Source organism: Enterobacter sp. SA187, assembly GCF_001888805.2.
In the GTDB taxonomy this organism is placed as follows: domain Bacteria; phylum Pseudomonadota; class Gammaproteobacteria; order Enterobacterales; family Enterobacteriaceae; genus Enterobacter_D.
Map to the genome: position 1 here is coordinate 3533814 of NZ_CP019113.1, position 22488 is coordinate 3556301.

Here is a 22488-nt window from a genome sequence, read left to right on the forward strand (position 1 = left end):
CGGCTGCGCCTTACCCGGCCTACATCACCACAATGTTCATCGTTCATGTAGGCCCGGCAAGCGCAGCGCCGCCGGGCATTTAGATTTTAAAACAGGCCCAGCGGCTTTCCGCTGTAGCTGACCAGCAGGTTTTTGATCTGTTGATACTGACTCAGCGCCATTTTGTGCGTTTCACGTCCGACGCCGGAATTTTTATACCCGCCGAAGGCCGCATGCGCCGGATACAGATGGTAGCAGTTGGTCCACACACGACCGGCTTTGATCGCCCGTCCCATACGCCACGCGCGGTTAATATCCAGCGTCCACAACCCCGCTCCCAGCCCGTACTCCGTATCGTTGGCAATGCGCAGCGCTTCTTCTTCATCCTTAAAGGTCGTAATACCCAGCACCGGTCCAAAAATCTCCTCCTGGAAGCAGCGCATACTGTTGTGGCCTTTGATCAGCGTCGGCTGGATATAGAAGCCGTTTTGCAGGGTGTCGCCATGATCGATATGCGCCCCGCCGGTGATGATCTCGCCGCCCTCTTCCCTGGCGATCTCAATGTAGGAGAGGATCTTGTCGTACTGCTCGCGGGAAGCCTGCGCGCCGATCATGGTGTCCGTATCAAAGGGATCGCCCTTGCGGATGGTTTCCATGCGGGCGATGACTTTCTCCACAAACTGCGGATAGATCGACTCCTGCACCAGCACGCGCGACGGACAGGTACAGACTTCTCCCTGGTTGAAGAAGCCGAGCACCGCGCCCTCAACGGCTTTGTCGATAAACTCCGCGTCGCCGTTCATGATGTCTTCAAAGAAAATATTCGGCGATTTCCCACCCAGCTCAACGGTGCTGGGAATAATATTTTCCGCCGCACAGGAGAGAATATGCCGCCCGATAGAGGTGGATCCGGTGAAAGCGATTTTCTCGATACGCTTGCTGCGCGCCAGCGGCTCACCCGCTTCGGTACCGAAACCGTGCACCACGTTAAGCACGCCTTTCGGTAGCAGATCGCCAATCAGTTCCATCAGCACGCTGATGCCGAGCGGCGTCTGCTCCGCCGGTTTCAGCACCACGCAGTTGCCCGCCGCCAGCGCCGGGCCGAGTTTCCACGCCGCCATGAGCAGCGGAAAGTTCCACGGAATGATCTGACCGACCACGCCGAGCGGTTCATAAATATGGTACGCGACCGTGGTGCTGTCGATTTCTGCCGCGGTACCCTCCTGGGCGCGGATACAACCGGCAAAATAGCGGAAATGATCCACCGCCAGCGGTAAATCCGCCCCCAGGGTTTCGCGGATCGGTTTGCCGTTATCCCAGGTCTCCGTCAGCGCCAGCAGCTCCAGATTTTCCTCAATGCGATCGGCGATCGCCAGCAGCACATTTGCGCGCTCCTGCGCGCTGGTTTTACCCCAGGCGTCGGCGGCGGCATGAGCGGCGTCCAGCGCTTTTTCAATATCCGCCGCGCCCGAACGGGGAAACTGTGCGATAGCTTCACCCGTCACCGGCGTGGTGTTATCGAACCAGCGCCCTTCGACCGGATCGACAAATTCGCCGCCAATATAGTTGCCATAACGTTTTTTAAACGAGACTTTCGCGCCGTTCAGGCCAGGATGAGCGTAGAGCATAAGATGTTCCTCTGTTTTTATAAGTAGGGGTGAGGCGTCTCGCCGGTGGCGGACAATATGGAATAAGCAGTTCTTATGCCAGTTCAGCGGCATAAGAACTGCTGTTTATTTTTTTATTAATTATTAAATACATACGCTTATTCCTTCTCATATCGCCGTGCGCCGATCCAGACACCTGTTGCGGAAGTGTGTTGCACGTCGCTACACGTGAGACACCTTTATGCTACACATTCTTAACATTCCTTTTTCCGGAGTCAGCGATGCCGCAACCCGTACCCTGCCAGGTGGAAGCCTCCTGGCAACGCAGCCTGAATTATGGCCTGCAACGTGACGACGACAGCCAGCCGTGGGTCGCATCCGGACAGCTGAAAGAGGCGCGAGCGGAAAACACCTGGATCAGCCGCCTGGCGGATCCGCTGCTGGCGCGGCTGCATCCGGAACTCGCCAGCCATCCGTCGATAATGGTGCTTTCCGACGCCAGCGGGCTGGTGCTGGAAACGCACGGCAACAGCGATTTTCTGCATAAAGCCCAGCGCTATGCCCTTTCTCCCGGCAATTTGTGGGGCGAGCACGCCCGCGGCACTAACGCCATCGGCACGGCGCTGGCGCTGCAACAGCACTGCGAAGTCTCCGGCGGCGAGCACTACCTCAGCCGTAACGCCGGGCTTTTCTGCTCCGCCTCACCGGTGTTCCGCCCGGATGGGCTGGTCGCCGGAGTGCTGGATCTCTCGACGCCCGCCCACGCACCGCGCCCCGATGCGGCGGCAATTGTGCGACGCGCCGTTTGTCAGATCGAACACGCCTGGACCACCAGCGCCGCGGGTACACAGCGCTGGCTGCTGAGTCTGCACGCGGATGCCGCCCTGCCCGGCAGCGCCGGGGAATTGCTGTTTATCGTTGAAGATAATGTCCTGCTCGGCGCGAATAGCCTGGCAATGAAAGAGTTCGCCCTGCTGCCGGCGCATTTTGGCAGCACCGCCATCAGCACACTGCTGCCGCAGATCGCCCTGACCGGCGGGACCACCCGCACCGTCGCCTGCAACCAGCGGCATTACACCCTGCGCCAGACGCCGCCCACCCGCCGTTATCCCGGACGCGGCATCGCTGCGCCACAGGCCGTGGTCGATCCGCAAAAAGCCAAAGCGCTGCGCGTACTGAACGCCGGGATCGCCCTGTGCGTGACCGGGGAAACCGGCTGCGGCAAAGAACATCTGAGCCGCGAGCTGCACGCCAGCAGCCAGTGGCGCACTGGCCCGTTTGTGGCGATCAACTGCGCCGCCCTGCCGGAAAATCTGATCGAATCCGAGCTGTTCGGCTATGCGCCTGGCGCCTTTACCGGCGCAAGTCCGCGCGGTTACAGCGGTAAGCTGTGCGAGGCCAATGGCGGCGTGCTGTTTCTGGATGAGATCGGCGATATGCCACTGACGCTGCAAACGCGGCTGCTGCGGGTGTTGCAGGAGAAAAAAGTCACCCCGCTCGGGGCCAGCACCAGCCGTGACGTGAATTTCGCGCTGATTTGCGCCACACATCAGGATCTGGTTGCCCGCGCGGCAGCCGGGGCGTTCCGCGAAGATCTGCTTTATCGCATTCAGGAATATCACCTGCGTATGCCGCCACTACGGGAGTGGCCTGACCGCGAAGCCTTTATCCTCAGGCTGTGGAATGAACTGGGGGCCGCAAAACGTCAGCTGACGCTGAGCGAAGCGGTGGTCAGTGAGCTGGCGGCGCGCCCATGGCCGGGCAACGTACGCCAGCTGATAAGCCAGCTGCGGGTGCTGATGGCGCTGGCTGATGATGGTGAGCACATTGGGCTGGCGGATCTGCCGGAAAGCACGCCTGCACCCGCTTATAGCGATGAGCTTGCCATTGCCGAAGCGCAGGGCAACATGAGTCTCGCCGCCCGTAAATTAGGCATCTCGCGCAGTACTCTGTATCGCCGCCGCGAAAAACGCCAGCCGGTTTAACCGGGGCGCATCCCCCGGCGGCGCAGGCTTGCCGGGCCTACAAATGAACGCTGACCCGCAGGCCGGGTAAGGCGCAGCCGCCACCCGGCATCCCGCACCACGCTACCGCCGAACCTCATACTCCGGCTCATCCGCCAGCAGTTTCGCCATATACACCCGGTCAATCGCCCCGGTATCGTAATGCGCCAGCGTCAGCACCCGCGCCTTACTCAACTCCAGCGCCAGTTCCGGCGTGATGGAAAAACTGGCGGCGACTTCGTGCTTTTCCAGCCCCGGACGGCGGCGGCGGCGCTCGACGCGAAAACGGTGCTGATTATATTTCGCCCAGCCAATCAGCACGGCGCCGATCAGTAATGCCACAGCCATATACAGCATCACCGTACCGTAAGTGCTGTAAAAAGGCCGCACCCCGCTGTCAGGCGACTCCGCCAGCGCGACCATCAGCCCGGTATAGATCAGATACGAAAAGCCCAGCCAGGCCACCAGCGTCAGCACGGCGTCCATCACCCGCGGGAAGACCCGCTGTTCAGTAAAAATCAGAGGTTCATTCATGATTCAATTCTCCCGATACCGCGATCCGGGCTGACCCAGCGTGCCCTGCTGCGCTTACGCGCCAGCATGACCTTAGGGAAAGCCACCAGGGTGGTAAATAAACTCAACATCCAGTAGACCACCGGGAACCAGATGATCCAGAACAGCGACGCCGCAATGCCCTTTTCGTAACGCCGCTCAATCAGCAAACTGACCATAAACTGCAACAGACACACCACGCCGAGCATCAGCCCGGTAAACGCCGGTGGAAACAGATGTTGAACATGTAAGGAATCCGGCATAGGCAGCACCATGCCGAAGAGGAACAGCAAAATGCTGATCGCATAGGCGAAGGCCCAAATCGTCGATAAGCAAAACTCCAGAAACAGCGGCCACATGCGGCGATATTCCCAGGCCCACAGGCGACGCATGTTGACGATAAACACTTCGGCGCCGCCCTGCGCCCAGCGCAACCGCTGCTTCCACAGGCCTTTCAGCGTCTCCGGCATCAGGATCCAGCACAGCGCCCGCGGCTCAAAAAATACTGACCAGTGACGCAGTTGCAGCTTCCAGCTGATGTCGATGTCCTCGGTGATCATGTCCGGACTCCAGTAGCCCACTTCCGCCAGCGCCCGGCGGCGGAAAGCGGCGATCACGCCGGAGACGGTAAACACCTGACCGTAGATCCGCTGGGTGCGTTTGATAAGCCCGATGATCGACGTGAATTCCCCCACCTGGACGCGGCCAATCAGCGTGGAGCGGGTACGGATGCGCGGATTGCCCGTCACCGCCCCGACCCGCGGGTAAAGCAGCAACGGCGTCACCAGATAAGCCGCGGCGTCGCGATCCAGCAGCGCATCGCCATCAATACAGACGAGGAAATCGCTGTTTGCCGCCGCCGCGCCCGCCTGTAGCGCCACCGCCTTGCCCTGGTTTTCCGCCAGATGGATCACCCGCAGGCGCGGAAACTCTTCCGCCAGTCCATCCAGCACCGCCCCGGTGTTATCTTTCGAACCGTCATTAATGGCGATCACCTCGATGTTCTGATAGCGCTGCGCCAGCGCCGCCTCGATGGTTTCCCGCGCGTTCAGCCCTTCGTTATAACAGGGGATAAGAATGGAGATCAGCGGGTTGCCCGGCAGTTCCGGCGCGGGCGTCCCTTTCCCCCAGGGCCAGTGCCGCTCGCGGTAGAACCAGAAATACAGCCCGCCGCTGATCCACAGTGCGGACATAAACAGCGGCCAGAAAAACACGAAATTGAGGATCACTTCACCCGTGAAAATGGCAGCCACGCCCAGCGGGAAGCTGAACATCAGGCAAAGGATCAGAAACGCGACGATGCGATCGGTCATTTTTGCGGGTACCAGTAAGAGGAAAAGGTGGGGCGTATTGCCGACATTTCAGGGTGATCGTTAATGAAATCGTCGGGGTAATAGCCATAGTTTTTTGCGCCGCTGAGTTTCAGCTGACGCATCCAGTGAGCCAGCTGTTCACCGCTGATATCGGCATGTTCGCCGCTTTTACGCCAGTCGCGGGCCTGCAGCTCAAAGACGGTTTTATCCAGCGCGCCGGGGATCTGCGCCACGCGGTTAACAAGGCTGTCGAGCCAGGCATCGTCCTGTCCGGCGGGCACGTTTTCCATCAGCGGCATCGCCATTGGCGCGGTCCAGTCGTACGCGCCGAGGAAATCGTTCAGGTTTTGCGCAAACCAGGCTTCGCTGGCGGGATCGAGCACCGGCATGGCGTAGATATTGCGCGCGGTTTTCACCTGCGGGCCACGGATGGCGCGCACGGTTTCCGTCAGCTGTTTCGTGAAGTCGATCAGCGCCCGGCTCTTGAAGCGCGTCCAGCGCTCCATCGTTTGCGGATTGCTGCGGATCTCCGCAATGCTGGCGGGGAATCCGGCGGCCTGATAGGCGCGCATCGCGTCCGGTGACGCATCCTCGAAATCAGTCAGCATGGCGTCATCGTGGAACAAAATGCCGTGGAAGGAGGCGTGCCGGGCCAGATCCTCGTAGATATCCTTAATGCGCTGGCGCGCCACCGGGCTCCAGGGCGACAGCCGCACATAATGCTGACGATCCACCGCCGCCCGGCCGCTCTCCGGCGACCAGGCCTCAACGCGCGGCACCGAGGCATCCAGATCGAAGGCCAGCACCGGCATCCAGGCATAAACGTTCACCCCGCCACGGGTCTGCAATTGCCAGGCGATAAAGTTGAACAGATCAGCGCGCATCGGCAGCCAGCGGTTAGGGAAATAGAGCTCACGAATATTGCCATCACCCTCGGGATCGGCGTACGCCTGCAAAAAGACGTGGGAGATGCGCATGTCGTAAACGCGCTGGATCAGCTTGTCGATGTTCTTGCGCTGCTGCACCGGATCCTTGTCATAGACATAATCCAGATCGATATGCATCACGCGCATTGTCTGCTCCTCGCGCACCTGCGCGACCTGGCTGGCAAAGTTACGCAGCGACGGGTTATCAGAGATCAGAATGCGCGGCACATCGTCGAGACTGGCGGCATTGGCAAGGCCAGGGTTCAGGGTAAAGGCCATCTGATAACCATGCTGGCGCGCCAGTTTCAGCGTCGTGCCGTTGGCCGCGCCGTAAGGCCAGACCCAGGCGCGCGGCGGCTTACCGGTCACCTCGGCGATCTTTTTGGTGACGCGTTCGAGATCGGCATTGATGCGCGCTTCATACTGCGCATCGGTTTCGTACTGCCCGGTATTTTTGTCATATAACCGGTTCGCCACCGCCGGTTCTTTACTGCCCTGTGGATTCGCCTGCACGCCGTAGTGCGATGCCCAGGTATGCGCGCCGATCTCCACTAAAGGCGACTTGCTGACTTCGCGCACCATCTCCCAGGTGGCGAACTTATCGCGCGCGGTTTTCAGGCCGCCAAAATCCACCGGCTGATTGGCTGGCGCGTCCACCCAGCTGCCGACGGGCGCCCATAACGCCGGGAACTTATAGCGCTCCAGCAGCGGCCAGACGCGGGTGTAAAAACTGCTGTAACCGTCATCGAAGGTTAACAGCACCGCTTTTTCCGGCAGGACGATCTTCCCGGCGTGAGCATCCGCTATCTGCTGTACGCTGATCGGGTGATAGCCGTTGTCACGCAGCCAGGCCAGCTGATCGTTCAGCGCGCTGGTACGCACTGACAGATAGCGCTGATCCGCGGCGTCATCTTCCACATCGTGATACCCCAGAACGAGGAAACTGTTTTTCGGCCAGGCGTGATCCGCATTAAGCGGTACCCGGTCGGCGGGGGGAATATAGCGGGGCGTCTCGGCGCTCCCGCACGCGGTGATCATCAGCAATCCCGCGAAAATGATCCCGGCGTGCAGCCATCGTCTAAACATGAAACGTCCTCAAAACCTGACATTCAAATCAAAAGCGAGGGCAATGTTGCGCTCCCGCTTACCATCGTAGGGACGCTTATCCCAGGTGAGCATCACCCCGGTATCCACCACGTTATTCCATTGCACCCGCTGCCCGTAACCGAACTGCGTTATCGCGCCGCTGGACTGGCCTTTCTGCCAGTAGCGCCCCGCCCCGGCCTGAAACTGCTGTTTCCATACCGTGTCGTAATGGCGATAAATCACATGCTCCGCGCTCAGACCCGGCGCCAGCGAGAAATCCCGCTGCGGGTTGTAATAGGGCACGTCTTCTTTAGTGTTGTGACTGCCGCTCAGCCCCGGCGTGAAATCCAGCGTGAAGCGTGGCGTGGTCCACAGCCGCTCTTTACCGCTCAGGCTGTATTCCAGGCGATCGTTGCCATCGGAGAAATGCGCGGCGGACACCGAAACTGAATATTCGCGGCGTTCGTTCTTGTACCAGCGCAGCCACAGATCGCCGCCGTCGGCGCTGACGCCATTACGCAGAGCGCGCAGCGGGGTATTGCGCGACAGCCGTTCGGCGGAGCCGCCGATGCGCCAGTTGTCGTTAAAGTCGTGCCAGCCGGAAAAGCGTGCGCCGATCTTTTGTCCGTCGCCATAGTTGCGCCCGGAGATCTCCAGTTCCGCCCAGTTATTGCGTGAGGTCCACTCGACGCCTGCGGCAATATCCCGGCTGATGCCCTTCCCTTCTTCGAACTCGCCGGTGGCAAAGTTGAAGCCGGTGAACAAGCGCCAGTTATCGTTGATCGGCGGGCTGTAGAGCGCAGAGTTAAGCGTGAAATCGTGCTGGCCGCTGATCGGGCTGTCGGAGTCGATGCCCTGCCCGCCGCTGATGCGCAGCTCGGCTTTTTCGTGCACATCGATGATGCGTTTGAGCCGCAGACTGGCGGCATCGTCCGGGCTGCGGGAAATAACATCCGCCGTCAGCTCTTTCGCCTGCCGCCACTCCTGTAGTTCCAGCGCAGTGGCGGCCTGCTGACGTTCAAGGGAAAGGTTGCTCGGCTCGATCACTTCCGCCAGCTTCAGTTCCCGTTCCGACTCACGCGGCAGGCCGCGCGCCAGCAGCACCGCGGCGTAGGTAATGCGCAGCGCCTGGTTGCCGGACCCGGTACGCGCCAGCCTTTCGGCATGGCTTTCCGCGGCGGGCAGATCGTTGGTGGCGATCTCATATTCGGTCAGCAGCGTCTGCCCGAGCAGCCAGTTATCGTTCGGCTGCGGCGTCGGCGAGCCGTAGACCCGTTTCAGATAAGGGCTGTCTTTGATCAGCGTATCGACCTGCGCTTTGGCTTCTTCAAAATGGTTATTATCAAGACGAGCGTAAAACAGCTCCTGCTCATCGTCGCTGGTCAGCGGCGTTACCGGCAGCGGGCCGCGCGGGAAATACAGCTGCTCCAGCATGGCTTCCGCTTTATCGGGCTGTTCTTCCGTCAGCCAGGCCGAGGCGATCCAACGCTTCGCATAGTCGGGAACCGGCTTGTCATCGGCGGTGAGCGACTCATATTCACGAATGGCTTCGGCGGTGCGTTTGCGGATCACCAGCGCGCCCAGACGGTCAATACGGGCGCGGCGCAGATCGGCTGCCGCCTGCGGATTATCCTGCCACGCGGCGATCAGCCGGTCGTAGCGGGCCAGCGCTTTATCCGCCACCAGAAAGCGCTCCTCTTCGTTGCGCGTCGGCGTGAACGCGGTGCGTACCGTCTGCGCGGCGGCATCAAGCTCCAGCCTGCGCGCCAGCGCGTCAGGGGTTTTGCTGGTTTCCGACAGTTCGAGCGCCGGTCCGGCAATACGGTTCGCTGACATCGCCGCCAGCAGCGTCGGCTGCACGCTTTTATTCTGCGGATCCAGCGCCTGGGCGCGGCTGGCGGCCAGCAGCGCGTCCCAGTTTTTGCCCTGCGCGTGATAAACGTAAGCCAGCACCGCATCGCTCTCCGGCCCCGGCGTGCTTTTTGCCCAGGCGGTGGCCTGGGTGATGGCCTCCTGGTTACGACGGGCGTCCGCCAGCGTCATGATCCAGCCCGCGCGCGCATCTTTGTCGTCCGGCATTTCCCGCAGCACGTTGTCCCATACCGCCAGCGACTCATCCCATTTCTTCTGGTTGCGCAGCGCCCGCGCCACCGCCAGCTGACCACGTGCCGGGATCGCCATGCTGCCCTGATAACGCGACCAGATGGCCAGGGTTTGCGCGTCGTTATCCGACCAGGCCGAGACCTGTAGCCAGTCGGCGACCTGACCCGGCGTCAGACGCGTTTGGGTTTCCTGCTGTTTGAGATAATTGAGTAAGGGCGCACTGTCTCCGCTGCGAGCCTGAATAATCAGTTGATCGTAGACCGGGGTTTCAGCCCAGGCGAAAACCGGAAACAGAATACTTGCTGTAAATAAACAGGTTCCGGGACTAAAGCGCTTTACGCAATTTTCACGTCGTCGAATACTGAACATAACTGTCCTTATATCCTTATACCAGAGATGAGCTTTTCATTAATTTATTGCGGCAATATGACCGGCTTTAATTCAATACACCAGACTTAAAATTCTTCTCAAAAATAAATAAATATCATACTTTAGTCGTATTTAAATTTATTTCAGCATCATCTAAAGCGGGTAAAATAATTATCATGACGCTAATCCAACGTTAGCCTTTATATATAATTACTGCACTACTACATGCGTATTTTTTACATAAAAAAAGCCACGCATTAGCGTGGCTTTTGTAGGAAGGCTGCGAGTTATCTGCCGCTGTGGTGATCCACCCGGAGATGGTCGACAATCAGCGCGCGGGTGCTGGTTTGCTCATCATCATAAGGCGTGCGGGTTTCTTCAATCAGACGCCCGGCGTTATATTTTTTCACCGTCTCAACATTGTGCTTTTCAGCAGCCTGAGTAACGGATTTCACTTCCCCTTTTTCATTGAATGCCAGCGCCGTTTCAGTGCTGCTTCTGTCATCAATCTGATGATAGCTATAGTTTTGCGACGAGGCTTCAAGGGTTAACGCCAGCGGAACGGTTTTATCAATCGCCTGATGATAACTGGCCTGCAAATGCGCAGTGGTTTTCTGCGTCAGCCTGCCGGCATTTTCGCGTTCTGTGCGCTGAGAAGAGGAATAAGCAAAGCTATCGCGCTCATCTTTACGGAATGGATTTGGTGATTTATCGGCCTGTTTAAAATTCGCAGAATAATCTGCCAGACCGCTTAAATTTTCCTGCACGACATTATCGTTAGTACGCGTAATAATATTAAGGCGATTATCCACTTCATTTGAGCCGTACTGACTGTTCAGCGCCATAAAGCTATTTTTAAACATATCAATAAGGTTTTTATCACCCTGACCGCGTGCTCGGGCGCTGTCGAGCTGACTGGCCCAGCTGGCGAGCGCCTGCTGTTGCTGCCCGTAGCTGCCCACCGTTTCCGGGTGCGACAGATCGGTGCTCAGATCGAACGCCACCTTGTCGGTTTGATAACTCATCGCGCGGGCGCTGCTGTCGGCATGGAATTTCAGCGACTGCAGCGAATCCGCATCTTTTCGCACATCCGTTTGCAGATCGACGGCTTTCAGCAGCGTGCTGTCAAAATTCATCAGCCCCTGCAGGTTAAGCGACGGCGTGTCAGCCGACAGGCCATCGAGCGTGCTCTGGAAAGCATCCGCTAAACCGGCGATGGCGGCGGTTTCATCTTCAGTTAATTCACCCCCGGCGGTTTTCAGTTCCACGACCAGGCCGTTCTGGTTGCGCGTCATACCGAGGCTGACGTTGATACCGGAGGCGGTGGTGATATTCAGCGCCACCGCACGATCCGGCTGACGCTCCTGCGCGCCCTGCGTGTCAACCGTCGCCGACAGGGTGATGCCCTGCGGATGATCTTTTAGCCCTTCGAGCAGCGCTTTTCCGAGGCCCTGGAAGGCATCCGCCTGCGCGCCGCGCACGTTGGTGCCGATCAAAATGCTCAGCTGGCTGTGATCAAGCCCTGCGGTGTTGACGGTTTTCGCCGGATTCAGGCTGTATACCGCCGGCAGCGTGGTGGTGTTATTCAGCGAGACGATAGCGGACGGCTGAGCCGCCGCGGAGGATTTGTTCTGCGTGGCCTGGGGAGGCTGCACGCGCGGCGCCAGCAGGCTGTTGATGGTGGTGGACAATGGTGACCGGACTTGCATGATATTCCCTCATTTCATGACGTTATTCGGTTATCGGCGGGGAATGGTGAAACATTAAGCTTATATATCGAGCACTTGATGCAGATAACATTTGGCAGGGTGCAGGGACAGGTCCAGTGGTAGGTTCAGTGGTAGTGTTCCGTTCACTTTGCGTTTCGTGTCAGGCGTGACGCCGCTGACGGTGAACGTGCTAAGGGGGCCACCGCGGCCCCCTTAGCAATCCCCGCGGCCCCGCAAAGAAACCGGTGCTGCGCATTGCGCTCACCTCCCGGCCGTCTGCCCGCGGTCGGCTCGATTCGGCATCCTGCCTCATTTCGCCTCTGGCCGCCATCCATGGCGTCCAGCCCTTGTCATCCGGCCTCCGGCTCGCCGGTTTCAGCGGGGACTCAACCCCTCGCGTTAATTACGATGACGGTTTGTTACGACTGAGTGGCTTTGTGTTTGTCTGAACTTACAGGAAGCTGTGAATGGTGTTTTTTAGAAATCATGAAGTGTGGGGAGTCCGGCTGAAAATCGCTGAGGCGTTCCCTTACGGCCGGGGCAGCCCGCATGGATGCGGGATGAGGGCGCGACTTGCAGGGACGCTGCATCGCGCCCGACCCGAAGCCGGAAGGGATAAGCCGAAGGCACCGCGCAGCGGCGATTTTCCTGCCGGGAGCCCGGGGGTGCAGGGGGCGGCGGCGACTGGCCGCCCCTTGCGCGCTCTGTGCGCCCACTGTTAAAGCCTTACAAAAAAGCCAGTAAGAGCGCAACCTACCCGGTACCAAACATAATACTCATAAGAGCGCACCTTACCCCGTACAAAATGCAACCTTAAGCTTCAAGCCGGAACTGCGCCACCGTCTGTGCCAGCTGCCCCGCCTGATCCTCCAGCGAGCTGGCTGCCGCTGACATCTGCTGCACCAGCGCGGCGTTCTGCTGGGTCACGCCGTCCATCTCATTCACCGCGATGGTCACCTGGCTGATACCGCGCGACTGCTCTTCCGAGGCATTAACGATCTCGCCGATAATACTCTGCACCGAGCTCACCGCCTGGGTCATCTCCTGCATGGTTTTACCGGCGTCCTGCACCAGCTGCACGCCGCTTTCCACGCGCTGGGTCGACTCCTCAATCAGGGTGGCGATCTCTTTCACCGCGCTGGCGCTGCGCTGCGCCAGGTTACGCACCTCGGTCGCCACCACCGCAAAGCCACGCCCCTGCTCCCCTGCGCGCGCCGCTTCGACGGCGGCGTTGAGCGCGAGGATATTGGTCTGGAAGGCAATACTGTTGATCATGGTGGTAATGTCGCTTATTTTGCGGGAACTCTCGTCAATCTGCGCCATATTCTGCACCACCTGCCCAACCAGTTTTTCACCGCGACTGGCGATGCGGGTGGCGTTCGCCGTCAGCTCGGTGGCCTGATGGGCGTTGCTGGTATTGTGTTTAACGGTAGCGGTGATCTGCTCCATGCTGGCCGCCGTCTGCTCCAGCGCCGCAGCCTGTTGCTCAGTACGGGAAGCCAGATTCAGGTTGCCGCTGGCGATCTCCTCCGCCCCCTGGCGCACCGACAGGCTGGCGTCTTTGATCTGCCCGACAATCTCCCGCAGTTGCGTCTGCATGGTATTGAGCGCGTAGAACAGGCTGCTGCGATCGTTGCCGTGCACGGTAATCGCGTTGCTTAGGCGTCCATCGGCGACCGCCAGCGCGAAGCTTGCCGCCTGACGGGGTTCGCCACCCAGCGGTTTGAGCACTTTACGGCTGAACACCAGCCCCAGTAAGGCGCTGACAATGACGATGCTTAACACCATCAACGCAATGGCCCACATCAACTGGCGGTTAGCCGCCTCCATCACCAGACTGACAGGCGCGACCACGCCCAGCAGCCAGTGCTCATCGCTGTTGCCGACGGTAATCGGCTGCCAGGTGACCAGCGCGTCTTCGCCGAGGATCGGATCGTGGCGTTCAGCCATGGTGCTGCTCAGGCCACCCACCGGTTCGGACCAGGCTTTGCTGGTCAGGGATTTATCCGGATAAGCGACAATTTTGCCTTTACTGGAAAGCAGCACTGCATAACCTGCGCCATGCCAGGGTTTGATCTGCGCGATTTTGTCCTGTAGCGAGGCGAGTGAAATATCGGCCGTCACTACCGCCCACAATTTCCCTTCCTCGACAATGGGCGCGGCCACGGAGGTGAGCAGCGTATCGACGCCGTTATAGGCGTAAGTGTACGGCTCGGTAACGGTGTCTTTGCGGGATTTTTGCGGCAGCAGATAGTAATCCCCCTGCCCCGGCGTCAGATAACTGGTCAGCGGGTGCATGCTGTATTTACCGCCCGCGTCTTTATCAACGAACCAGGCGTAGCGACCACCGGGCGCCTGGCCCGGCAGCGCGGCAAACTCGGCGTCACGTCCGTCGAGGGCGTTCTCTTCGAAAATCACGGACATTGAAAGATATTCAGGATTGGCGCGCAGGGTGTATTCCGCCATTTTGTCAGCAATGGCGCGGTCTGCCTTGCCTGCCGCCGGTAGCGCGATCAGGTTATGACCGAGATTGCGCGCTACATCGCGGGCATAGCTCAGTTCATGCTGCACTTTCAATGCATTCGTTTGCGCGATTTGTTGCAAATACTCTTCGGCCAGTTGTTTTTGCTGACGGCTGGATTGCCAGCTCAGCACGCCGATGGTCACCGCAAAGCCCAGCGTAATGGTCAATGCGCCGGTCAGCAGCATTTGTGCGCGTGTACTTAATGTTTTCTTATTGTGTTGTGTTGCCATTACGGCTCTCCCCGGAGTTGCAGATTCTGTGTGGCACAGCCTGTGCAGCAACATCCCTCACAGGATCTATCGGCGTGGGGAGAGATAACTTCATCGCAAAACGAAATTATTCCATTTACATATAAATTACATCCCTGTAAACATCTGAAGTCCTTAGTGTTCTGCGATCACCACCACACACTGACCGGCGCGCACCGGGGATCCGGGCTGCACGCGCACCTGCTCCACCACGCCATCCGCGCTTGCCACCAGCGGGATCTCCATTTTCATCGACTCCAGCACCACCAGTACGTCGCCTTCACGCACCTGCGCGCCGGGTTCGACGTTAACCTGCCACAGATTTCCGGCAATGGGACTGTCGATGCCGCGCTGACCGGGCTTCAGTGCCGCATCGTCGCTTTCATCCGCTGTCGCCTCGTGGCTGTCAAAATGCGCCTGACCGGAGGCTTCCCAGCGCTGGCGCTCGGCGTTAAAAGCGGCCTGTTGATGGCGACGGGCGGCAGCGATGCTGTCGGCTTCCGCCGCCAGAAACTGCTGGTACTCCGCCAGACGCAGGGTTGTGGTTTCAATGCGCAGCGGATAACGTCCTGTCGGGAAATCCCGGCGGATGTCGAGCAGTTCCTCTGCCGAAACCGGATAGAAACGGATCTGATCGAAAAAACGCAGCAGCCAGGGCTTGCCGCCGAAGTCCGGCAGCTCATGATAGCGATCCCACATTTGCAGCGTGCGTCCGACGAACTGATAGCCTCCCGGTCCTTCCATGCCGTAAACGCACATATAGGCCCCGCCAATACCCACCGAGTTTTCCGCCGTCCAGGTGCGCGCCGGGTTGTATTTGGTGGTCACCAGCCGGTGCCGCGGATCGAGCGGCGTGGCCACAGGCGCGCCGAGGTAGACATCCCCCAGCCCCATCACCAGATAGCTGGCGTCGAAGACGGTTTTATACACCGCGTCGATATTTTCGAGGTCGTTAATACGGCGGATAAACTCCAGGTTGCTCGGACACCAGGGCGCATCACGCCGCACGGTGGTCATGTATTTGTCGATGGCTTTCTGGCACGCCGGATCGTCCCAGGAGAGCGGCAGCCAGACGATGCGCGATGGCACCTGTAAATCCTCCTGCTGACAGACCCCGCGCCAGGCTTCCGCCACCGTCTTCAGCAAGGTGGCGAGTGGCATGGCGTCCGGCTGGTAGTGAATTTGCAGCGAGCGAATGCCGGGGGTCAGGTCAATAACCCCAGGCAACACCAGCGCCTCCAGCGCCTGCATCAGCCCGTGACCGCGAAAACGCAGCACCAGATCCAGCTCCGCGTCGCCGATTTCCAGCAGCAAATGCGTATCGCCTGACAGCCGCGCCACCAGACGCTTGTCGCCATGACCGGTCTCCATCATCACCGGCGAGGTGAGCGGTTCCGGATGCCAGTTGATACTGACCGGCGCAAGCGACACCAGCTCCTGCGCCCGGGCGTGGGCCAGCAGTCGCGCAGTCTCAATACTCACCGGCACAAAGCGCACCTTATCCCCGGCGTTAAGCTGCCCGAGCTGATACAGATCCGCTTCAATAATAGTGACCGGGCAGACAAATCCGCCGAGGCTCGGGCCGTCCGGCCCCAGGATCACCGGCATGTCGCCGGTAAAATCCACCGCGCCTATGGCGTAAGGGTTGTCGTGTATATTCGACGGATGCAGACCCGCCTCGCCGCCGCTTTCGCGCACCCACTCCGGTTTGGGGCCGATTAAACGCACGCCGGTACGGCTGGAGTTGAAATGCACTTCCCAGTCGGTGGCGAAAAAGGTGTCCATGTAGCCGGGTGTGAAATATTCCGGTGCGCCGTGCGGGCCGTAGATCACCCGCAGTTCGCGCACCGCCGGCAGCCGGGTGTGCAGCGCATCGGGCAGCGCCGCCCCGGTGCGGGTATCGGTGAGCGGCGTCAGGTGCAGCACATCGCCGGTGCGCAGCGCGCGCCCGGCATGGCCGCCGAACTGCCCGAGCGTAAAGGTGCTTTTGCTGCCGAGATACTCCGGCACCGCAAAGCCGCCGCGCAGGCAGAGATAGCTGCGCACGCCCTGCGCCGTCAGATCACCCAGCCGCAGCGTCGCCCCTGCCGGAATGGCAAATACGCGGTTCATCGCCTGCGGCTCGCCGTCCAGCGTGATCGCCAGCGCCGCGCCGGTAACAACGGCCACGGCGGCAGTATTAAACTTCAGCGTCGGGCCGCTCAGGGTGATCTCCAGCGCCGCCTCGCCGGGCGCGTTACCCAGTAAGCGGTTGCCAAGCCGCAGCGCGCGATCGTCCATCGGGCCGGACGGCGGCACCCCCACTGCCCAGTAACCGAGGCGGCCCGGATAATCCTGCACCGTGGTCTGGGTGCCGGGGTTTAACACTTCCAGGGTATCAGCCTGATAATGCAGATTTTCCAGGCAGCGCGTCCACGGCTGGCCGCAGGCAAAAGGCGCGTCCGCGATAATTTGCCGCAGATAGTGGCGGTTGGTCTCCACGCCGTACAGCCGGGTCTGCGCCAGCGCCTCATCCAGCGCGGCGATGGCCTGGTCACGGGTGGGCTGATGGGTGATGATTTTAGCGAGCATCGGATCGAAAAACGGCGGCACCTCGCAGCCGGACTCCACCCAGGTGTCGATACGCAGCGCCTGGCGATCCTGCAGCGGGAACACCACTTCGGTCAGCAGACCGGGGGACGGCTGAAAATGACGTCCCGGATCTTCGGCGTACAGCCGCGCCTGCACCGCATGCCCGCGCGGCGTGAGGGTGGCGGCGATGTCGCGCAGCGGCGGCAGATCCCCTGCCGCCAGTTCGATCATCATGCGCACCAGATCCACACCCCATACCTGCTCGGTGACGCCGTGCTCCACCTGCAAACGGGTATTCACTTCGAGGAAGTAAAACTGCCCGGCGTCGCTGTCATAAACAAATTCCACCGTACCGGCGCTGCGATACTGCACCGCCTGCCCGAGACGCACGGCGGCGGCGCACAGGGCATCCGCCATGCCGTCAGGCAAACCGGGCGCGGGGGTTTCTTCCAGCACCTTCTGGTTACGGCGCTGCACGGAGCAGTCGCGCACGCCGAGGGCGATCACCTCGCCGTGACCATCGCCAAAAATCTGTACTTCCAGATGACGCGCGCGCTGGATGTATTTCTCAATAAACACACCCGCGTCGCTGAAGTTGTTTTTGCCGAGGCGTTGCACTGCATCAAAGGCATCAGCCAGCTCCTCCGGGGTCTGGCAGACGCGCATGCCGATCCCGCCGCCGCCCGCGGTGCTTTTCAGCATCACCGGATAGCCAACCTGTTCCGCCGCCGCCAGCGCCGCGTCGCTGTCCGCCAGCAGATCGGTACCTTCGAGCATCGGCACGCCGTGCTGTTTTGCCAGGGCGCGGGCGGTATGTTTCAGGCCAAAGACGCGCAGCTGCTCTGCCGTCGGGCCGATAAAGGCAATGCCCGCGGCGTCGCAGGCATCGGCAAAGGCGGCGTTTTCCGAGAGAAAGCCATAACCCGGATGGATGGCCTGCGCGCCGGTCTCACGCGCAGCGGCAAGAATTTTATCCACCTGGAGATAGGTTTGCGCCGCCGGGCCGCTGCCGAGGCAGATCGCTTCGTCCGCCTCACGGATATGCAGGCTGCTGGCATCCGATTCAGACCAGACGGCGACGCCCTGGACGTTGATGTCGCGCAGGGTGCGCAGAATGCGGCAGGCAATGGCCCCGCGGTTGGCAATAAGGAGTTTCGTGAACATGATCCAGCCCCGAACCGTGGCGGGTCGTCCCGCCGGAAAAGTGTCGCCGCCTGGTCGTCCAGGGGGAAAATTTATTTGGATTATCCGTTTACGCCCGGCGGCGCAGGCTTGCCGGGCCTACAAACTTACAATCATCATCGATCCGTAGGTCGGGTAAGCGCAGAGCCACCCGACAAAAGCCCGCCTCATTTCAGCCGGTTGGCACGCACTTCGAACAGGCGGAAAATCGCGCGGCGCAGTTTTTGTAAGCGCGTCAGTTCCATACCAGCACCTCCGCCGGCGTCGGGTTCCAGCCGTTGCAGGGATTATTCAGCTGCGGGCAGTTGGAAATCAGTACGATGACATTGCATTCGGCGCGCAGCTCGACGTATTTGCCCGGCGCAGAAATGCCATCGGCAAAGGTCAGGCCGCCCTCCGGCGTCACCGGCACGTTCATAAAGAAATTGATGTTCGCGCCGATGTCGTGCTTGTGCAGACGACCATCGTGCAGGCAGGCGCAGAGAAAGTTGTCGCGGCAGCTGTGCATATAGCGCACCTCCGGCGAGTAGCGCACGGTGTTGCTCTCCTGGGCGCAGGCGCCGCCGAGGGTGTCGTGACGCCCGCAGGTATCGGCGACGATGGTCAGCAGCGGATTGCCCAGCCCCGACCAGAGTACGCTGCCGGTAGTCAGGTAAGCATTTCGCTGACGGCGCAGCGTGCGCTGGGGATCGTAGCGCTCGCGCGGGTTATCGGCGTTATAGAACAGCGTATCGATCGCCTGATTGCCTTCCAGATCGACCAGGCGCAGCGTCTGCCCGCGTTTAACATCAAACAGATAATGCTCCCCTGCCGGGATCACATGGCGGAACACCGCCTGCTGCGGATTTTTTTGGCTTTCGACCAGCGTCATGATGCGTCTCCTTACAGGGCAAACAGGTGAGTGTTATCCAGTGCGCGACCGTTTTCCGGGCGCGTTAACAGCGCGTGCTCCGCAGCCAGGGGATCGTCCGCCGTGAACCAGCTGAGCGCCACCGGGCGCGGCGCGTACTCCGGGTCTGGATCCAAAGGATGTTGTAACGAAGTGAGCACGATCAGCGTATCCATCGCCGCATACAGTTCGACGACGCTTCCCGGCGCGGAAAAATCCCGCTGAAAATGGAAACGCCCGTCTTCATCCACGCTGACCTTGCTGAAAAAGTTGACCACCATCAGCAGATCTTCGAGGTTCAGATCCCACTTGCCCATCTCCACCAGCAGGTTATCCATGCCATTGCGGTAAAAACCGTTGCGTCGCTCCTGATAGCGCCCTTCGCCGTATTTCTCCAGGGTTTCCGCCGCGTTCAGCACGCCGCCGAAGGGATCGTGCCAGCCGCAGCTGTCTGTCAGAATGCCGGTCAGCACACGGCCCATATCCGAGTAAAAGCAGTGCCCGGCGGTCAGCCGCGCGGTGTGCTGACCTTTCAGCGTGTCCGGCAGATTCAGGCGTTCACTTTTTTCATGTGCGTTAAGCATCATCATGCTGACGTTGGCCCCGCCGTGCAGATCGGTCATGCGCAGGATCTGCCCACGCTTGAGAATAAAAGAGAGATGGCCGCCGCCGGGGACGGTTTCCTCCCGCAGCGCGGGGGCGGAATGATACTGTTGCGTCATCAGATGTACTCCTTCATGGATACGACGTTAACCGGGGCCGCGGCCATCACTTCCGCCATGCGCGCTTCGTTAAGCGGAATGTCGTAGGTGATGCGCGCGCCATACGCATTAGGTTCGTGGGGATCAATTCGCACTTTGTCGAACACCAGCAGACGGGTGCCAAGGTTGAAGCCCTCGGACAGGTCATGAGTGACCATAAACACCGTCATGCGGGTTTCGCTCCACAGCTGTAAAAGCAGGCTGTGCATGTCTTTGCGGATACCGGGATCAAGCGCGCCAAAGGGCTCATCGAGGAGCAGCACGCGCGGCTGCATAATGAACGCCTGGGCGATGGCCAGCCGCTGTTGCATCCCGCCGGAGAGCTGCGCCGGGTATTTATGCAGCGCCTGTCCCAGCCCCACTTTGTGCAGCATCTGCGCCGCCTGTTCCCGGGCGGCTTTTTTACGGTTGCCGAAGAGCCGCCCGAGCAGCGGCGCATGGGGCAGTTCAAGGCCAATGGCCACGTTATCCAGCACGTTGAGATGCGGAAACACGGAATAACGCTGGAACACCACCCCACGGCTGCGATCCGGCTCGGCGGTAAGGGGTTTGCCGTCAAGGGTGATAGTGCCGCGGCTGGGCGCTTCCTGGCCGAGCAGCAGACGCAGGAAAGTGGATTTGCCGCAGCCGGACGCGCCGACCATCGAGCAGAACTCCCCTTCCCGGATTTGCAGGTTAACCCGCTCCAGCACCACATGATCGCCGTACTCCTGCCAGATATTGTTGATATTGATAAAACTCATGCTTTGCCCCCTTCCGCCCACGGGAAACAGACGCTGTGCAGTTTGCGCAGGGCCAGATCCATCAGCCACGCCAGCAGCGTGATCCACACCACGTAAGGGATGATCACGTCCATCGCCATGTAGCGGCGCACAAGGAAAATGCGGTAGCCCAGCCCGGCGGTGGACGAAATCGCTTCGGCGGAAATCAGGAACAGCCAGGCCGAGCCCAGCAGCAGCCGCAGCGAGGTCAGCAGGCGTGACAGCAGTTGCGGCAGCACCACGCGCAGCACCAGCGTCCAGCTGTTCGCGCCGAGGGTCTGGGCTTTGATAATGATCTCCTGCGGAATTTCACGGGCGCGGTGCTCCAGATCCCGCGCCAGCATCGGCGTGATGCCAATAACTATCAGCATGATTTTCGACAGCTCATCCAGCCCGAAGACGATAAACAGCACCGGCAAGATTGCCAGCGGCGGGATCATCGACAGCACGGTCATCAGCGGCGACAACGATGCCCGCCACAGCGGAAAAACACCGGCGGTAATGCCGATGCACAGCCCGAGCAGCGAGGCAATCAGCAGCCCGGTCAGCAGACGCGCCAGACTGACCAGGGTGTCCATCCAGAACAGGTAGTCACCGCTGCGGCGGTCTGGCGTAAAAGCCATGCGGTCGAGGGCGCTCAGCATCTGATCCAGCCCTGGCAGCAGCTTGTCGTGCGGATTAGCGTCCAGGCGCACCGCGGAGCCAATGAAGTACACCCCCAGCAGCAGGAAAAACGGCAGCAGCATCAGCATGATGTGCATCCCCCGGGACGGATGGCGGTTAATCTGGCGCATCAGAGCGTCCCGGCCACGGCCATTTTCAGGAAGCTGTCGTCAAAGCGCAGCTTAATGTTGCCGGCATCGCCCTGAGTGACGTTGCCGGGGAAAGCCATGCCGATGAAATCCGCGCTCTGTGCGCCATCGCCGAGCAGCCCTTTATCAAAGGAGAACTGCGCCACGCGCTGCATGGTTTTTGCCAGATCGGCCGAGGTGGTGAACGTGAGGTTATCCGCCGGGGTATAGAACAGGTGAGTGGTTTTGAGCTGCGCCTGGTAGCCCGCCAGATCGGTGCCGGAGGCCGCCGCCATCGCATTAAGGGCTTTCGCATCCTGCGCTTTCATCAGGCCCATCATTTCATACCAGGCGCCGGTCAGGGCTTTGCCGAGCGCGGGATTGTCTTTCAGGGTGGCGGTGTTCACCACCATCATGTCGATAAGCTCGCCTGGCACCGCAGCAGAGCTGAACACTTCCGTCGCCTGCGGCGTACTCTTGATCACTGACAACTGCGGGTTCCAGGCCACCGCCGCTTCGACGTCCGGCGTACTAAAAGCAGAGACAATATCCGCATCGGAGGTATTCACCACCGTTACGTCACGCTCGGCAAGCCCGGCTTTCTCCAGCCCGCGCACCAGCAGATAGTGGGACACCGACAGCTCCGGCAGGTAGATCTTCATGCCCTTCAGATCCGCCAGCGTTTTGCCTTCGCCTTTCATCACCACGCCGTCGTTGCCTTCCGAGTAGCTGCCAAGGATCAGCGCGGTGGTATCGACGCCGCCCGCAGCCGGAATCGTCAGCGCATCCATATTGGTCATGGTGCAACCATCAAACTGGCCCGCAGTGTACTGATTAATGGATTCGATATAGTCGTTAAGCTGCACAACATTGATTTTAATGCCGTATTTGCTGGCCCATTTGTCGATGATTTTGTCACCCGCAATGGTGCCCCAGGGCATCCAGCCGGCGTAGATGGTCCAGCAGACGTTGAACTCTTTTTTGGCGGCAGCAAGGGCTGGCAGGCTGGTCAGCATCACAAGTGACAGCGCGAGGGTGCGGATCAAGGGAAATGTCTTCATGGTTCGACCTCTGGTTGGACAAAAAGGGGGCAGCGCGACACCATCTGGTGCTG

Annotated in this window: 14 protein-coding genes; 1 reads left to right on the forward strand and 13 read right to left on the reverse strand. The window is 60.1% G+C overall.

The window, feature by feature from the left end; translation table 11 throughout:
* Window positions 1-86 precede the first annotated feature (86 nt).
* Window positions 87-1607 carry an acetaldehyde dehydrogenase ExaC gene (exaC, locus tag BMF08_RS16900; RefSeq protein ID WP_072568695.1) on the reverse strand — a complete coding sequence of 507 codons (1521 nt, stop codon included), beginning with the start codon at window positions 1605-1607 and terminating at the stop codon, window positions 87-89.
* Window positions 1608-1867: 260 nt separating this feature from the next.
* Between exaC and BMF08_RS16905 the strand changes: the two genes are divergently transcribed.
* The gene (locus tag BMF08_RS16905) at window positions 1868-3571 is read left to right on the forward strand and encodes a sigma-54-dependent Fis family transcriptional regulator (RefSeq protein ID WP_072568696.1); all 1704 of its coding nucleotides are present in this window, start codon (window positions 1868-1870) and stop codon (window positions 3569-3571) included.
* Between the two features lie 102 nt (window positions 3572-3673).
* Here BMF08_RS16905 and pgaD read toward each other — a convergent pair whose 3' ends face one another.
* The 12 genes from pgaD to BMF08_RS16970 all read right to left on the reverse strand — a co-directional run bounded on the left by pgaD (window position 3674) and on the right by BMF08_RS16970 (window position 22435).
* Window positions 3674-4123, reverse strand: a complete 450-nt coding sequence (pgaD, locus tag BMF08_RS16910) for a poly-beta-1,6-N-acetyl-D-glucosamine biosynthesis protein PgaD (RefSeq protein ID WP_072568697.1) — start codon at window positions 4121-4123, stop codon at window positions 3674-3676.
* Entirely contained in the window at window positions 4120-5454 is a 1335-nt protein-coding gene (gene pgaC / locus BMF08_RS16915; protein WP_072568698.1) for a poly-beta-1,6-N-acetyl-D-glucosamine synthase, read from the reverse strand. The genes pgaD and pgaC overlap by 4 nt, the downstream gene beginning before the upstream one ends.
* Entirely contained in the window at window positions 5451-7466 is a 2016-nt protein-coding gene (gene pgaB / locus BMF08_RS16920; protein WP_072568699.1) for a poly-beta-1,6-N-acetyl-D-glucosamine N-deacetylase PgaB, read from the reverse strand. The genes pgaC and pgaB overlap by 4 nt, the downstream gene beginning before the upstream one ends.
* A gap of 9 nt (window positions 7467-7475) precedes the next feature.
* Window positions 7476-9938, reverse strand: coding sequence for a poly-beta-1,6 N-acetyl-D-glucosamine export porin PgaA (pgaA, locus tag BMF08_RS16925; protein WP_072568700.1), 2463 nt, complete (start codon window positions 9936-9938; stop codon window positions 7476-7478).
* Between the two features lie 287 nt (window positions 9939-10225).
* Window positions 10226-11647, reverse strand: a complete 1422-nt coding sequence (locus BMF08_RS16930) for a hypothetical protein (RefSeq protein WP_072568701.1) — start codon at window positions 11645-11647, stop codon at window positions 10226-10228.
* A gap of 813 nt (window positions 11648-12460) precedes the next feature.
* Window positions 12461-14401, reverse strand: coding sequence for a methyl-accepting chemotaxis protein (locus tag BMF08_RS16940; protein ID WP_072568703.1), 1941 nt, complete (start codon window positions 14399-14401; stop codon window positions 12461-12463).
* Between the two features lie 153 nt (window positions 14402-14554).
* Window positions 14555-18154: an urea carboxylase gene (gene uca, locus BMF08_RS16945; RefSeq protein WP_072568704.1), complete on the reverse strand. Its 3600-nt coding sequence runs from the start codon at window positions 18152-18154 to the stop codon at window positions 14555-14557.
* A gap of 253 nt (window positions 18155-18407) precedes the next feature.
* Window positions 18408-19043, reverse strand: coding sequence for an urea amidolyase associated protein UAAP2 (locus BMF08_RS16950; protein WP_072568705.1), 636 nt, complete (start codon window positions 19041-19043; stop codon window positions 18408-18410).
* Between the two features lie 11 nt (window positions 19044-19054).
* Window positions 19055-19783 carry an urea amidolyase associated protein UAAP1 gene (locus BMF08_RS16955; protein ID WP_072568706.1) on the reverse strand — a complete coding sequence of 243 codons (729 nt, stop codon included), beginning with the start codon at window positions 19781-19783 and terminating at the stop codon, window positions 19055-19057.
* The gene (locus BMF08_RS16960; RefSeq protein ID WP_072568707.1) at window positions 19783-20565 is read right to left on the reverse strand and encodes an ABC transporter ATP-binding protein; all 783 of its coding nucleotides are present in this window, start codon (window positions 20563-20565) and stop codon (window positions 19783-19785) included. The genes BMF08_RS16955 and BMF08_RS16960 overlap by 1 nt, the downstream gene beginning before the upstream one ends.
* Window positions 20562-21377: an ABC transporter permease gene (locus BMF08_RS16965; protein ID WP_072568708.1), complete on the reverse strand. Its 816-nt coding sequence runs from the start codon at window positions 21375-21377 to the stop codon at window positions 20562-20564. Before BMF08_RS16965 ends, BMF08_RS16960 begins: the two co-directional genes overlap by 4 nt.
* Window positions 21377-22435, reverse strand: coding sequence for a putative urea ABC transporter substrate-binding protein (locus BMF08_RS16970; RefSeq protein ID WP_072568709.1), 1059 nt, complete (start codon window positions 22433-22435; stop codon window positions 21377-21379). The genes BMF08_RS16965 and BMF08_RS16970 overlap by 1 nt, the downstream gene beginning before the upstream one ends.
* Between the last annotated feature and the right edge of the window lie 53 nt (window positions 22436-22488).

Excerpts from the sequence above, each read along its gene's own strand:
- BMF08_RS16940 (WP_072568703.1), bottom strand. The coding sequence starts at position 14,401 with ATGGCAACACAACACAATAAGAAAACATTAAGTACACGCGCACAAATG.
- BMF08_RS16905 (WP_072568696.1), top strand. The coding sequence starts at position 1,868 with ATGCCGCAACCCGTACCCTGCCAGGTGGAAGCCTCCTGGCAACGCAGC.
- BMF08_RS16950 (WP_072568705.1), bottom strand. The coding sequence starts at position 19,043 with ATGACGCTGGTCGAAAGCCAAAAAAATCCGCAGCAGGCGGTGTTCCGC.
- uca (WP_072568704.1), bottom strand. The coding sequence starts at position 18,154 with ATGTTCACGAAACTCCTTATTGCCAACCGCGGGGCCATTGCCTGCCGC.
- BMF08_RS16970 (WP_072568709.1), bottom strand. The coding sequence starts at position 22,435 with ATGAAGACATTTCCCTTGATCCGCACCCTCGCGCTGTCACTTGTGATG.
- BMF08_RS16955 (WP_072568706.1), bottom strand. The coding sequence starts at position 19,783 with ATGACGCAACAGTATCATTCCGCCCCCGCGCTGCGGGAGGAAACCGTC.
- pgaA (WP_072568700.1), bottom strand. The coding sequence starts at position 9,938 with ATGTTCAGTATTCGACGACGTGAAAATTGCGTAAAGCGCTTTAGTCCC.
- pgaD (WP_072568697.1), bottom strand. The coding sequence starts at position 4,123 with ATGAATGAACCTCTGATTTTTACTGAACAGCGGGTCTTCCCGCGGGTG.
- pgaC (WP_072568698.1), bottom strand. The coding sequence starts at position 5,454 with ATGACCGATCGCATCGTCGCGTTTCTGATCCTTTGCCTGATGTTCAGC.
- BMF08_RS16930 (WP_072568701.1), bottom strand. The coding sequence starts at position 11,647 with ATGCAAGTCCGGTCACCATTGTCCACCACCATCAACAGCCTGCTGGCG.
- pgaB (WP_072568699.1), bottom strand. The coding sequence starts at position 7,466 with ATGTTTAGACGATGGCTGCACGCCGGGATCATTTTCGCGGGATTGCTG.
- exaC (WP_072568695.1), bottom strand. The coding sequence starts at position 1,607 with ATGCTCTACGCTCATCCTGGCCTGAACGGCGCGAAAGTCTCGTTTAAA.
- BMF08_RS16960 (WP_072568707.1), bottom strand. The coding sequence starts at position 20,565 with ATGAGTTTTATCAATATCAACAATATCTGGCAGGAGTACGGCGATCAT.
- BMF08_RS16965 (WP_072568708.1), bottom strand. The coding sequence starts at position 21,377 with ATGCGCCAGATTAACCGCCATCCGTCCCGGGGGATGCACATCATGCTG.